At 71.2% G+C, this 12574-nt stretch carries 20 protein-coding genes; 11 read left to right on the plus strand and 9 right to left on the minus strand.

Annotated features, from left to right (window positions below):
- Nucleotides 1-178 precede the first annotated feature (178 nt).
- The 10 genes from ACIGZJ_RS33515 to ACIGZJ_RS33560 all read left to right on the plus strand — a co-directional run bounded on the left by ACIGZJ_RS33515 (nt 179) and on the right by ACIGZJ_RS33560 (nt 3972).
- Nucleotides 179-526, plus strand: a complete 348-nt coding sequence (locus ACIGZJ_RS33515) for a DUF317 domain-containing protein (protein ID WP_396460816.1) — start codon at nt 179-181, stop codon at nt 524-526.
- A gap of 45 nt (nt 527-571) precedes the next feature.
- On the plus strand, nt 572-1039 hold the full coding sequence (locus tag ACIGZJ_RS33520; RefSeq protein WP_396460817.1) for a hypothetical protein: 468 nt from the start codon (nt 572-574) through the stop codon (nt 1037-1039).
- Nucleotides 1040-1178: 139 nt separating this feature from the next.
- Nucleotides 1179-1541 (plus strand): helix-turn-helix transcriptional regulator, encoded by a 363-nt coding sequence (locus ACIGZJ_RS33525; protein ID WP_396460818.1) that lies wholly within the window; start codon nt 1179-1181, stop codon nt 1539-1541.
- 94 nt (nt 1542-1635) lie between these two features.
- Entirely contained in the window at nt 1636-2016 is a 381-nt protein-coding gene (locus ACIGZJ_RS33530) for a hypothetical protein (RefSeq protein WP_396460819.1), read from the plus strand.
- The gene (locus ACIGZJ_RS33535; protein WP_396460820.1) at nt 2016-2291 is read left to right on the plus strand and encodes a hypothetical protein; all 276 of its coding nucleotides are present in this window, start codon (nt 2016-2018) and stop codon (nt 2289-2291) included. The genes ACIGZJ_RS33530 and ACIGZJ_RS33535 overlap by 1 nt, the downstream gene beginning before the upstream one ends.
- Nucleotides 2292-2346: 55 nt before the next feature.
- Complete coding sequence (locus tag ACIGZJ_RS33540; RefSeq protein ID WP_396460821.1) at nt 2347-2559, plus strand: hypothetical protein; 213 nt, start codon at nt 2347-2349, stop codon at nt 2557-2559.
- A gap of 98 nt (nt 2560-2657) precedes the next feature.
- On the plus strand, nt 2658-2987 hold the full coding sequence (locus ACIGZJ_RS33545) for an esterase (RefSeq protein WP_396460822.1): 330 nt from the start codon (nt 2658-2660) through the stop codon (nt 2985-2987).
- A gap of 101 nt (nt 2988-3088) precedes the next feature.
- Nucleotides 3089-3319: a MarR family transcriptional regulator gene (locus ACIGZJ_RS33550; RefSeq protein ID WP_396460823.1), complete on the plus strand. Its 231-nt coding sequence runs from the start codon at nt 3089-3091 to the stop codon at nt 3317-3319.
- Between the two features lie 26 nt (nt 3320-3345).
- Nucleotides 3346-3576 (plus strand): hypothetical protein, encoded by a 231-nt coding sequence (locus ACIGZJ_RS33555; RefSeq protein WP_396460824.1) that lies wholly within the window; start codon nt 3346-3348, stop codon nt 3574-3576.
- Between the two features lie 39 nt (nt 3577-3615).
- Complete coding sequence (locus tag ACIGZJ_RS33560) at nt 3616-3972, plus strand: hypothetical protein (RefSeq protein WP_396460825.1); 357 nt, start codon at nt 3616-3618, stop codon at nt 3970-3972.
- 59 nt (nt 3973-4031) lie between these two features.
- Here ACIGZJ_RS33560 and ACIGZJ_RS33565 read toward each other — a convergent pair whose 3' ends face one another.
- From ACIGZJ_RS33565 to ACIGZJ_RS33605, 9 genes are all read right to left on the minus strand, one after another.
- The gene (locus ACIGZJ_RS33565) at nt 4032-4430 is read right to left on the minus strand and encodes a hypothetical protein (protein ID WP_396460826.1); all 399 of its coding nucleotides are present in this window, start codon (nt 4428-4430) and stop codon (nt 4032-4034) included.
- 113 nt (nt 4431-4543) lie between these two features.
- Entirely contained in the window at nt 4544-6292 is a 1749-nt protein-coding gene (locus tag ACIGZJ_RS33570; protein WP_396460827.1) for a mobilization protein, read from the minus strand.
- Complete coding sequence (locus ACIGZJ_RS33575; RefSeq protein WP_396460828.1) at nt 6289-6714, minus strand: MobC family plasmid mobilization relaxosome protein; 426 nt, start codon at nt 6712-6714, stop codon at nt 6289-6291. The genes ACIGZJ_RS33570 and ACIGZJ_RS33575 overlap by 4 nt, the downstream gene beginning before the upstream one ends.
- A 179-nt stretch (nt 6715-6893) precedes the next feature.
- The gene (locus ACIGZJ_RS33580; RefSeq protein ID WP_396460829.1) at nt 6894-7118 is read right to left on the minus strand and encodes a hypothetical protein; all 225 of its coding nucleotides are present in this window, start codon (nt 7116-7118) and stop codon (nt 6894-6896) included.
- Nucleotides 7119-7211: 93 nt separating this feature from the next.
- Nucleotides 7212-8279 carry a DUF2637 domain-containing protein gene (locus ACIGZJ_RS33585; RefSeq protein WP_396460830.1) on the minus strand — a complete coding sequence of 356 codons (1068 nt, stop codon included), beginning with the start codon at nt 8277-8279 and terminating at the stop codon, nt 7212-7214.
- Entirely contained in the window at nt 8276-8836 is a 561-nt protein-coding gene (locus tag ACIGZJ_RS33590) for a WhiB family transcriptional regulator (RefSeq protein ID WP_396460831.1), read from the minus strand. Before ACIGZJ_RS33590 ends, ACIGZJ_RS33585 begins: the two co-directional genes overlap by 4 nt.
- A 109-nt stretch (nt 8837-8945) precedes the next feature.
- Nucleotides 8946-9653: an ATP-binding protein gene (locus ACIGZJ_RS33595; RefSeq protein ID WP_396460832.1), complete on the minus strand. Its 708-nt coding sequence runs from the start codon at nt 9651-9653 to the stop codon at nt 8946-8948.
- A complete protein-coding gene (locus tag ACIGZJ_RS33600) occupies nt 9653-10702 on the minus strand; it encodes a hypothetical protein (protein WP_396460833.1) in 1050 nt (349 codons plus the stop codon). The genes ACIGZJ_RS33595 and ACIGZJ_RS33600 overlap by 1 nt, the downstream gene beginning before the upstream one ends.
- 1 nt (nt 10703) lies before the next feature.
- Nucleotides 10704-11024 (minus strand): transcriptional regulator, encoded by a 321-nt coding sequence (locus tag ACIGZJ_RS33605; RefSeq protein WP_396460834.1) that lies wholly within the window; start codon nt 11022-11024, stop codon nt 10704-10706.
- Between the two features lie 551 nt (nt 11025-11575).
- Between ACIGZJ_RS33605 and ACIGZJ_RS33610 the strand changes: the two genes are divergently transcribed.
- Complete coding sequence (locus tag ACIGZJ_RS33610; RefSeq protein ID WP_396460835.1) at nt 11576-12451, plus strand: helix-turn-helix domain-containing protein; 876 nt, start codon at nt 11576-11578, stop codon at nt 12449-12451.
- Nucleotides 12452-12574 lie beyond the last annotated feature (123 nt).

Raw genomic sequence — 12574 nt, forward strand, 5'->3', positions numbered from 1 at the left:
GGCCCGTGTACGGCCGCGCGCCGTAACTCTCCTTCAGCACCCGGCACCGGCGATCCATTCCCGCCGGTTCGCCCACGGCAGACCGAACTGATCCCGGAAATGACTACGAACTTCGGCATGGTGCATGTCAAAGTTCTCATGTCGCCGAAACCGCAGGTCAACGAAGGGACCAGCCCCCGTGAACGCGCCCAGCAGCCTCCTGCCCGCCACCGTCCGCCTCGCCGTCGAGGACCGTTCCTGGCTCGCCACCGACCACTGCGCCGAGCCCGTGCTCGCGCTTCTTGTCGGGCTCGGCTGGCCGACCGTCGACACCCCTGAGGCGAACGTGCACTGCACCAGCCCGGACGGGCGCGTCTACGTCGGCTGGCTGCCCGAAGACCCGGCGGCCTGGCAGCGGGGCATCGTCTGGCGCGTCCAGGCCCGCCCGGCCGACGCCGAGCCGTGGACCCAGGAGTTCGGCATTCATACCCCGTCCGAGGCCGTCGCCGGGTTCCTCGCCGCACTCATCGCCACCCACACCCGCTGATCGCCCCCCATTCGTATCGTCCAACCAGCCGCAGGAGAAGCCACGTTGACTTTCGTCCGAAGCATCGAGTCCGCTCTCACCGACGAACTGCCCGCCAGCGAAAGCCCGGTCGCCGGACGCGCGATCTACCAGACTCTCCGGCAGCGCGGCCTCGCCTTCGAGCCTGTCCACACGGGTGGCGGCTACTTCGCCCTGTCCCTGCTCGTACCCGGCGGCGAACTCCTGATCACCGACGACGACGGCCAGATCGCACGCCCCGCCGAGGACCACCACGCCTGGCTCGCCTGCTTCTACCCGGCGGCGACGTCGCCCTTCGACCCCGACGAGGACGACGTCGTGGACGTCTACGTCGGCGACGGCAGCCTCTCCTTCGAGGACGACTGCAGCGCCTGCGCCGACTCGGTCGCCCGCTGGCTCGCCGACCACCAGGCCAGCTCCTCGACCGGACCGCTCGCCGTCGGTCTCGACACCACGGCCGACGTCACCAGCACCTCCCTCGTCCTGGCCAGCTGAGCCACTCCACCAGCAAGACGCCGCGCTGCTCGGGTGCCCGGCCCACGCCGGGCACCCGCCAGTCGCCGGATCCTCCCTCGGCCGTCCCCAGCAGCTCCCGTCTTCGGGCACACCCGCAAACCACCGAAAGGGCCTCCGCGTGAAGCTCAGTATCGACGTCACCCGCATCCCCGGACCGGCCATCGCCGCGCTCGGCGCTGTCACCGCCCTCTCTGCCCAGCCGAACACCACCGACTTCCTGAGCAGCCTCTGCATCACCGTCAGCGGTCTGCTGCTGGCCTTCGACGACGTCCACGAGCTGGGCCTACGGCGCGACCGGAAGGTCGTCGCGCACCTCGCCAAGGCATCCGACGGTGCCCGAGTCCGCCAGATCGGCAACGCACTGAACCTGCCCGACCGCACGGTCGCCAGATCGCTCAACCGGCTGGCCGCCGACGGCCTCGTGGTCCGCGAGACCGAGGGCGAGTCCCTGCCGATGCGCTCCTACCGGCTCGCCGGCTGAGTCACTGACCAGGACCTCCCCGGTCCCACGGCCCAGAGAGACCGCCAACTGCCAAGGAGCGAGCACGCACACCCACGCCGACTTCCATCCGGTGGTGGTCACCACGACCACCGAGCACCGCGCGAGCCGCCTCATCATCCCCAGCGCCGGCCTGCGGATCGTCCGGGCCGATCAAGTCCGCGCCGGAGACCTGATCGTCTCCGCCTTCGACCCTGCCGAGCCCGCACGGCTTCCACGGAGCAGCTACTTCGCCTCCGGCCCCTACCGTGCCCGCCCGAGCCCGTACGACCCGACGTGCGGCTGCGGTGTCTGCGGCCTCCCCGACGTCCACGGCCCGGACGGCACCGTCGTCCTCACCACCGGCCACCCGTGGGACACCTGCGACCCGTGGCCCGCCCACGACCTCGTCCTGATCCAACCCCGCCGCCGACTGCCCGCCACCCAGCGAATCGCACCACCGACCGAGAGGACCTGATGGCCGCCCACCGCGCCCCGCTGACCAACCACCACCCGGACAACTCCGTCTGCCCGCCCGAGCACAGGCACAGCAGCTCGGGAAAGCCGCTGCACCCCGGCTGCCCCGGCCGCAGCTACTCCCAGGCCATCTGCACCTGCGGGGCCTGGGAGTTCAAGGACTCCGGCAAGGGCTACGTGAACGAGTCCCGCAAGCGGCACCTCGCCACCCACACCCCGCCCGCGCCGAAGGCCCCGGCCGTCCTGCGTGCCCGGCTCCGCCTCGACCTCCCGTGACCGCCACCGGCTCACCCACCCCTCCCTCGCCCCTCGATCTGCCTGGAGTCCCGCCATGCCCCAGTACCTCACCGTGCGCGACCTGCTCGCCCAGCTCCAGAACCTGGACCCGAACCTGCGGGTCCGCCTGGCCGTGAACCCCGACTTCCCGTTCGCGCACTACGTCGGCACCGACGTCGTCGTCCACGACGGCATCGCCTACATCGGCGAGGACGGCCAAGACGGCTACCTCCCGCACGCCGTCAGCAACCACCTCGCCTGGGCTTGACCACCACCCCCCGGACTACACCGAACCAGGAGGACCGCATCACCTCTCGCCCTGCCCCCCGAGCCGCCCACCCGCTCGACAGCCTCGCCCTCCGGCCGATGCCGGCCGGAGTCCGCGGCGCCCTCGTCCACAGCGCACCCGCCAACCCCGTCCACCCGATCGGCGTCCTGTGGCTGCCCTCCGATGCTCCCCGTCTTCCCCTCGGCCGGATCAGCCTGCGGTGGGAGGAAGCCAGCTGCGCAGGCTGGGACGTCACCGCCCGCCTCGGCCTGGCCACCACCGAGGTCCACCTCGGCTCCTGGCACGCCGCCCCCGACGGCTGGCCGCACCTCGTCCGCCCCACCGTCCGCGAGGTCACCGGCCTGTGCTCGGCCCTCGCCGTCGCCACCGCCGCTCTCAACCTCTCCAACCGGCTCGCCGAACTCTGACCGGCCCCCGTAGCAGGCCGCCCCGCCACCGGCAGGGCGGCCTTGCCGTACGCCCGCCCATCCCGCGTACCCTCGTCACCGGGACACCGAGGAGGAACACCATGGCCGACGACCAGCAGCTCTGGGGCTACGCCGAGGTCGCCGCGCACCTCGGGATCAGTGTCGGCGCCGCCCGCAGCCGCAAGAGCCGAGGGGCCCTGCCCTCACCTGACGACGAGAGCATCGCGGACCGCCCGCGCTGGAAGCCCGCGACCTTCGCCGACTGGAAGCCGCGTGGCCAGGGCTACCGCAGCGACCTGGCCACCGGGACCGCCGACCCGGCTGCCAGCTGACCCGTCAGGTTCTACGCTCTCCATCCATGACCGCCTCTTCGATGCCCTCCCCGCCGTTCCCGCCTCCGGACTCCGCCGTGCTCCAGCTGGTCGTCGCCAACGCGGTCGCCTCGGTGCGGACGGGCGAGGCCACCGTCGAGGAGGCGATCCTGCACGCCGCCGTGCACGGCTGGTACGAAGGCCACATCCAGGGGGAGGACGAGTGCCCCGGCTGCGACTTCCGGGGCGTTCTGCCCAAGTCGACCCACCGCAGCTGACAACGGCTGCGGCCCGGTCTGGAAGGACCACTCAACCTCATGACCGACCGCCCGTCCCGACCTCGGCCGTACGCCCTTGTGGCGTTCGGCCTCCTCGCCGTTCTGGGTTCCGCTACCGCGATCGTCGCGGCGCTCTCCGCCTCCTACGCGATGTGCGCCGTCGGCCTGGCCGTGCTGGGCGGAGCCGCCCTCGCCGCGTACTGGACTGCGCGAGCGGGTGACGCCAGGACCGACCAGCTCGTCCTTGAGCGGCTCCGGCGGGAGCCCGCCCTCGATGCCGACGCACTGGCCGTCGAGCTCGCCCTGCGCCCGGCCGCCGTCCGGCTCAGCTTCCACCGGCTGAGCCGAAACGGCAGCCTGCCCATGTCCGGCGGCAGGCCCGACATCGAGCGCTGATCGCCTCGACTGCGAAAGGGGACCGCCACCGGCCTGGTGGCGGTCCCCTTCGCTCTGCCCTACTCGACGTAGAGTCCTGCAAACGTGCCGTCGAACCCGAGGGCGATCTGGCCCTGGGCGAGGGTGGGGTAGTACGTCCAGCTCGGGTCCGTGAGCATCGCGTCGAAGTCCTTGCGGGTGATCTCGGGTTCCAGCCACTGGTGGCCGCAGCGGCAGCGGACCCAGACGTTGCGGCGGTGGTTGATGAGCAGCCAGTCGCGCCGAGCCCGGCAGCCGGAGCAGACCACCGGCATGCCGCGCAGGGCCAGCTCGTGGGGGCACTGCGCTCCGCGGATCGCGTCCGGCCCGCTGGGCGGCGTTGTCTCGTACTCCAGCTGAAGCAGGGGGTCGCTGGCCGCCGGCTGAACGACGGTCGCGGCCGGGACGGTGGTGGCAGGCTGTTCGGCGGTTCTGGGCACGGGCTGGCTCTCCGTTCGCAGTGCAGGTTCTTCCCTAACACCCGGTGGGAGTGGGTGGCGAGGGGTTTCGGGGTGCCGGCCCGGCGGACGGAGGTGTCCGCCAGGCCGACTGGTCAGCGCCGGGGGGCCGGACGTTGGGGGTCGGCGACCGGGCGTGCAGGTGCAGGCTTAGCCGCGCGGGTGCTCGATCGGCCGGTTACCGGCCTTTCCTGGGTGGCACCGGTCTTCGGCTTGTCGGAGGAGGTGGGGATCGAGGGCAGGTCGGCGATGCGTCGGATGCGCCAGACCAGCACGTCGTCGGTGTTGCGAGCGGTGTCGAGTTCCCGCCAGGAGGTGGCTTCGTCCAGCAGGGCTTTCGGGTCGTGGCCGGCCTTCTCGGCTTCGGCGAGGGTGGCGGCAAGAGCGTCGTACCGGTGGTCTGCGCCGCTACGACTCTCCGGTTCGCCAAGGGCGGCCCGGATGGTGGCTTCGTGACGGCGCCGTTCGGGCTCAGGCAGAGCCTGGCCCTTCTCGCACATCGCCCGCATCGGGGTGGTGGCGGTCTGCTGGTAGGCGGCGCGGAGGTGGTCGGCGGCCTGACGGGAGGCTGCTGCCTGCTGGGCGTGCCCTCGGGCGGAGTGCCAGCGGGCAGCGGCCAACGTGAGCAGGACGAGGGTGGAGAGCACCATGGCGGTGGCACCGCCGTCCTCTCCACGACCCAGCGCCCCGCCGGCGTGGACTATTCCGCGGGCTGCCGAGCGCAGGGCCCTGATGTCGGCGTTCTCCGCTCGGACGTGGGAGCGGGTGGCTCGCTCGAACGTCCGGGCGGCGTCCCGCAGTGCGGCGCGGCTAGCGGCCGGGGAGGTCTGGGCGAGTGCGTCGAGGAGTTCTCCGGCGCCAACGAGCTGGGCAGCGGCCTCGTCGTCGTCCTCGTTGAGGACGGCCGTGGCGCGCTCGGCGATGCCGGCGGCGTCCCGCCTGCTGCGGGCGGGTGCTGACGGGCCGTTGCGGCTGGTGCGGGAACGCGGCGGCTCGCCGTGCGTGGGGTCGTCGGTCAGACGGCGGCGAATCCGCGGGAGCGAGAGGTCGGGGCCGAGCTTGGACCCGGAGAACCAGATCGGCTCCGCGCTGGCGTTCCGGTCGCCGGGGAGAGCGACGTTGTAGCCGAGGACGTCACCGGAGGGCGCGTGGCGGAGCTTCACTCGAAGGCCCGCCTCACGCAGGCGGGTGAAGAACTCGTCTTCGGTGGCGGCTCCGGCGACGGCCTGGCGGACGGCTTCGCGGAGGGTCTCGCGAGGGGTCTCGGCGCGGCCGGTGCGCTCGGCCTTCCACCGTTCCTGGCTGGTGGGGGCCTGGGCGGCGGTGCCGTCGCCGGGGGTGAGCTGACGCAGACCGTAGTCCTTCTCTATAAGGCGGGCCTCGGCCTGGGCCTTGGGCCGGTCGAAGCTGAGGTTCGCGAGGCGGCCGTCCTGGCGCACCAGGGTGGCGGCGATGTGAATGTGGTCGGGTGCGTGGCGGACGGCGATCCATCGGCAGGCGGCGGTGTCGCCTTCTGGGGCGATGCCCGTGGCGTGGACGATGCGGCGGGCGATGGCGGCCCACTCGGCGTCGTCGAGGTAGCGGTCCTCGGGGGCGGTGCGGACGGAGCAGTGCCAGATCTTCTTGGCTGGTGCGCGGTCGCCGATGGCCGTGACCGGCTGGTCGAGCTGATCGGCGAGCTTGGCGACCTGGTGTCGTTCGGGGTTGGGGCCCGGGTCGGGTGCGAAGTCGTTCCAGGAGGCGACGAGGTGCTGGTCGGTGTGTTCTTCGTGCTTGCCGGGACCGAAGAGGTAGTTGACGAGGGGGAAGCTGCGGTCTGTGCCGATGCGGATCTTGGGGATCACCGGCGGACCATCCAGGCCACCGCCTCGTCGACTGCGTCGATGGAGGCTCCGACGCGGGCCAGCAGCTGCCGTAGGCCGGTACCCGGCTGCCCGCCGGCGTTGACGTAGTGGGCGAGTTGGTTCAGGTTGTTGCCGACCGCGCCGAGTTGGCGGTTGGACTCCATGAGTTCCTGAATGCCGCGCCGGTAGTCGGCGACGGCGGCGGTCGGGTCGTTGCTGGTGGCGGCCGCGATGACCGCTGCGGCCGTGTAGCCGCCGGGAGCGAGTTCGGCTTGCTGGGCTGCCTGCTGAAGGAGCGCCCACTCGGCATCGCTGAATCGAGGGCAGACACGGTTGGTGCGCGGCACGCTCAGGCGGGAGCGGCGACGGGCGGTCTCGGAGCTCGCTACGTGCAGTGGTTCCTCCTCTTCTATGGTCGGCACCCCTGGGCCGACTCCCCGCTCGGTGGCAGGCCCCCCTGGGTCTGCCACCGAGCGGGGAGCCTCCGCCCCCTTCGGGGCGGAGGCGGGGTAAGGACTCCTTACCCCATAACTTGCTCCGCCAGGAGCCTGATCACGGTCACTGACCGGTGCCTGGGTGGTGCCCTCCTGGTCGGTACCGGTCACCGGCTCGCCTCCGTGTCTCGCTGCCGGACGTCGCGGACGAGGTCCTCGATCCAGTCGATGGCCAAGACGGGATGGTGGAGGGTCCAGGGGCGGGAGTGCCGGCGACGTTGGACAGTCCGGGTGCCGTCGGTGCCGGTTTCAACGCGGTGGAGGTGGCCGCGCTGGTGCAGGACGGTCAGCCAGGAGTCCACCTCGGTCCAGGTGGTGGGGGTAGTGCGCATGGCTGGGGCTCCGGTTCGGTGAACGGTTCTGTGTCGGGGTGGTGGGTGACCGGCCGGGGTGATTCGTCGGTGACCCCGGCCGGTCGGTCGCGGTCAGTCCCGGCTGGCGGCGGCTAGCTGGTTCTGGCGCTGCTGCTCGCGGAGCTGGGCCATCAGCTGGGTCAGCGTGTCGCTGGACAGCGTCCGGTTGGAGCCGCGTATCGCTTGGGCGACGATCTGGCGGGTCAGCCGGTTGTTCGCCTCTTGCACAGCCTTGTTCGCGATCTCCAGCAGCTCCTCGGTGTCCCGGTCGTCCGACCGGTCAGCGACCGTCCGGTCGGTGACCGGTGGCTTGGTGACCGGGCTGACCTCCGGGTCGGTGGCGTCGGTCACCGTGTCCGGCTCGGCCACGGTCAGCTCCGACCGCACCGCCCGGTCAGTGACCGGCGAGCCGGTCACCGCGCTGACCGACCGGCCGTTGTCCGGCTGACCGCCCAGGTCAGCCGCCTCGGTCACCGTGCCCGGCTCGGCCACGGTCAGCCCCGACCCCACCGCCCGGTCAGTGACCGGCGAGCCGGTCACTGCGCTGACCGACCGGCTGAGGCCGAGGTGACCGGTGGCCGCCAGGGCGTTGTCCGCGATGCCGGTCAGTTCGGTCACCGGCTCGGTCAGTGCGGCGACGGCATCGGTCTGACCGAGGTCACTCTCGGTGTTTCGGTGGGTCCGGCCGGGTCGGTCTGCCGGGTTGACCGGTCCGCGGGCGAGGAGGATGTAGAGGTGGACGGCGCCGGCCAGGGCGAGCGGCGCGATGGTGGACAGCACGGCGACCACCGTGTCGCTCAGGCGCAGGCCGGAAGCGGTGCTCTGCTGGTTGAGCCTGACCGCGTGCAGCGCGTTCGCCCACAGGCTCGTCCCGGTGGCTGCTCCGAAGAGCAGCCACACGTAGGCGCGGGCCCGCAGCGGGGCGTCGCGCATGACCAGCAGCGCCCGGATGCTGTAGGCGATGAAACCGTCGACGATGATCGGGAACAGGTAGGTCAGGAAGCCTCGGACGTGGACGGCCGACGACATCTGTTGCAAGGCGTCGTAGGACAGCGCGCACCCGGCGGCGCCCAGGGCGATGACGACGGTCCGGTCCCAGCCCGTGATGTGCGCGCTGGTGGGGGTGGTGGCGGTGCTCATGCGGCCGTCCCGAAGTCGTCGGCCCGCAGGTTGGTGCCGGCTGCTGCCGCACTGCCGCTGCGTGCTTCCTGCTGGAGTTCCCGGTTGCGGATCTTGCGGCTGGTCTCGCGGTAGAGCTTCAGGGCGTGGTCTTCGGTGATCTTCAGCAGCATGGCCAGGCGCTCGACGCTGACGCCCTGCCGATATCCGGCGAGGACGACTGCCCGGCGCTCGGCCGAGGTGAGGTGGATGTCCCGACCGGCGATGGTGGCGTTGACCCTGCCGTAGTCCAGGCGCTTGGCGATCTTCTCGTGCAGGGGCTCGCGCTCTTCCTCGGTCAGTCCGCCCCGGATCCCGTGGGTTTCTCCGCCTTCGAGGGCGGCGTCGAGGCAGGCGAGGCGGACCGGGCACTGGCCGCACAGCGACAGCGCGGTGGCGATCTTGGCGGTCTCGTCCGGCCCGGGGAAGAACACGTCGGGGTCGACGGGGTTGTACTCGCTCGGGTGGCAGACGGCCTGGTCCTGCCAGGTGTGATCGCCGAGCGAACGGTAGCGCTCGGGAGTGGTCGTGGTGGTCATGCGGGGTTGCTCCGATCACTCTCCGCGCGCAGGTCGGCGTCGGCGGAGAGGTGCACTGGGTCGGTGAAGGGCGAGTCGGCGCGCTCGGGGGCGCGGCCGAGGTGGCGGCTCAGGCGGCGCGCTGGAGGCGTCTGCGGTCGACCGGCTCGAACTCGACCCGGGTGGTCATCTCGGCGAGCCGGGAGGTGACCCGGTCGCCGAGGTACGCCTTGAGGTCCCTGATCCGCAGGTTCGTCGTGATCAGGGTCGGGAGCATCGCGTTGTACCGACGGTTGACCAGCCGGTACGTCTGCTCTTCGACGAACTCGCTCGTCTTGGCTGCCCCGAGGTCGTCGAGGATCAGCAGCGGCACTCGGCTGTAGGCAGCGAGCACCCGCTCAGCGTCGGTGTCGGAGCTGGGCCGCAGCTCGGCGTACAGGTCGGCAGCGGTGGTGGCGCGCCAGCGCACGCCGATGCCGGCTTCGACCAGCACCCGGACCGCGCCGTACGCCTGGTGCGTCTTGCCCGCGCCGGTCACCCCGGCCAGCAGGAGGCTGGGTCCGGTGGTGACCTGGCGGCGTGCTCCGGCGCTGGGCACGACAGCCTGGGTGGCCACCTGCCGGGTCCAGGCCAGGACAAGCGGGTGGTCGGCCACCGCGTCGCGGTACCGCAGCGGCATCCCGGCAGACAGTGCCTGCTCCGGCGAGAACGGCTCCGGCTCGTCCGGGACGGCGTCGACCGTGGCGCGGTCGATGCCGCGGGCGGCGAGAATCCGGGCCATCCGGTCGAGGACCGACGGGCCGTCGGCGAGGGTCTGCGGGTCGCGGTAGGTGCGCATCACAGCTCCTCGGCGTAGGCGGCGTGGGCGTCGACCGGGTTGGTCCACGCCTGGTGAGCGGGCAGGTTAGGCCGGAATCCCGGCCGGGCCAAACCGGCATTTCGTGCGTTCATGGCGTCGTTCACCAGGCTCGGCAGCCGGGACGGGTGACCCTGGATTTCGGTGAACCGCCGCAGCCCGGCCCGCACCTGCTCGGGGTCGATGCCCTCGTCCAGCAGGGTCTTGACGACCTTGCCGAGGTGGCCGAGCACGCTGCCCGGCGGACGCTGGGGGCAGGAGGCCACGTACTCGCCGACGAGCTGGTTGGCCGAGACGGCGTCGGCCCCGGGCGCTGGCCGCCCCGTAGGTGAAGACGATCCAGGATCCAAGATCCTGGATCCAGGCGCCGAGGGCTCCGGGAGGTTTCGAGGAGACTTCGGCGAATTCTTGACCGCAGCGCCCTGACCTGCAGGTTTTCTGGCGGCCCGAGTGTGCTCCGGCTCGTTGTCGAGCAGGGTGTCGGGAAGGGTGTCAGGGACGGACTGCGCGGGGACGGGAGCTGCCGGGAGGTGCTCTGCTGGCTGCGCGAGGACTCCCCGGGTGTTCGCCGAGTCATCGGCGAGGTCTCGGGGAGGGTTCAGCGAGGCCGACGCGAGGACGAGCTGGCCGTCGGTCGAGGAGGGGCGCTTGGTGCAGGGGCCCTTGCACGGGCCGCACCGCTCCGGCGCGCAGTGCGGGCAGGAGGGCAGACGGGACAGGCTCGGCTTGTCGATCTTCTGGTGGCGGTCCCACGTGATGTAGTGGAGGTACCGCTTGCCGTCGCAGCCGGTGTATCGGTGGATCAGGCCCGACCGCTCCATCTGCATGAGGTGGTCCTCGACGTCGACGGGAGTTTGGTCGGCGCGTACCACCCAGAGCTTGCCGTAGATGATCGCGGCGTGGTCCTTGTGGCGGCCACGGTCGTCGCACTCGGTGGCCAGGCCGAAGAAGGTGCGCTCGGCGTATATGGTCAGCTCGGCGAGCGTCTCGGAGGTGTAAGCCTCCGGCTTGACCGGTCGGATCCGCGACATGTCAGCGGCTCCGGCGGGTGGCGTCGAGGTCGCCGACGACGAGACGCCCGGTGGCGAGGTCGAGGGTGTGCGGCTGGGTCCAGTCGGCGTCCGGCCAGGTGCGCAGAACCCACCTGGCGGCGATGTTGGCCTTGGTGCGGGTCAGCGTGATCCGCGTCCCGACCGAGTCTGCGGCCCGAGCGTGGGGGTGCGGCCACTGCCGCTCAGGGTGGGCGAGGCTGACCTGCAGGAGGGTCGCCCCGGGGATCAGGTCTGCGAGCTGGACGGCGAGGCGGTGCTGGCGGTCAGCGGCGTCTGGGCAGGCGAGGGTTCCGCTCGGCATGGCAAGCATGCGATACTCCGTTGTTCGTAGGAGCGCGCGGCGGTATCTCGTGCAAAGAAGTCCCGCCGCTGCGTGGTAGTGAATCGGCCCCTTCGGGGTGCCGGCCCGGCGCTTGGGAGTTGGTAGCTCCCGGGCGCCGGTTCTCGTTTGCGAGACAGGTCAGGGACCGTGCGCTCGCATTGGCCCCACCCCCTCGCTGGTCTGTCTCTTCCCCGGGTCGCTGCCCGGCGGCGGACGACGAACATACGTAGACACCTGTGGCAAGTCCACCCGGTAACCCGCTACGGGTAACACAGGGTTCGCGACGGCTGGGAGCGGGGGCGATCCCCCCACCGCCAGTCGGTACGACTGGGTACAGACACCCCGGCTGCACGTTGCACAAATGGCCACGACGCCGCACGATAGGGGTCTTCCAGGGACTGGCACCACGGAGAGTCGGCTTACGACCACCAGGTGCGATACAGGAACGTACGTTACTTGCGCGGATGTATCAAGCCTGGACTAGAGTGGTCTCACACACCGCCCCCGGTCGCCGTCCAGCAGGAGTTCATGTGCCCCCACGTCAGTTCGACGGCAGTCGCGTCCGCACTGTCCGGCGGGGCATGGAGCTCGGCCAGAAGGAGCTGGGCGACGCGGTGGGCGTCAGCGCCCCCACTGTCGCGCGGTGGGAGACCGGCCAAGACTTCCCCAAGGGAGAGAAGCTCCCCGGGATTGCGGCGGCCCTGGGGCAGCCGCTCGACGTCCTCTTTCCCCATGACGGCCCACCGGACCTGCAGCTACTGAGATGCGACGCCGGCCTCAGCGTGACGCAGGCCGCCGAAGTCCTCGGCACGAGCCGGGTGCCGGTGAGTAATGCCGAGTCCGGTCGGCGCAGGCTCAGCGATGCCTACGTGCAGCCGCTCGCAGCGGCGTACGGGGTGACCAAGGAGGAACTGCTGGCGGCCCAGGACTGCTCGTTCGGCGTGCCCCCGAAGACTTCTCGCGACAGCCAGGAGTCCGCGCCCCGCACAGTCGGGGAAAAGATCAACTACCTCCTGCAATACGGGTATGCGGACAAGCAGGCGCCTTCCGATGAGGAGATCGCGCGGGCCGTCAATGATCACGCGGGCGCGACGGTCCTCACGACCAACGACATCGCGGACCTTCGCGCGGGTGCCACCACCGATGCCTCCGACGTAGTGCGCTCGGGCCTTGCCGAGGCGCTCCAGGTCGACTCCGCCGTCTTCCGGGACGACGCCGCCCTCGCCCCGGCCGCGCGCGAGTTTCTGGAATCGCTCCGCTTCCTCGGCACGATCCACGGCGGGCAGATCCTCGGGCTAGCTGCCCGCGGCAACAGCGAGGGCCTGTCAGCCGAGATGATGGCCGCCATCAACGCCCTCGTTGGGGAACTGAGACACAAGCTGCCAGAGGCGCCGGACGGGGAGTGACGGCGTCGCCATTTCGACCTCGCCGGCTTACTGATCGTTTCAGAATGACTTTCGAAGGCGCCGGAGGCAGATGATGCTGCAGGCGAGGTCGAGTAGTCCCTGGTGGAGATCGGCGCGTCGCTC

The sequence above is a fragment of the Kitasatospora sp. NPDC052868 genome (genome assembly GCF_044547105.1).
Classification (GTDB): domain Bacteria; phylum Actinomycetota; class Actinomycetes; order Streptomycetales; family Streptomycetaceae; genus Kitasatospora.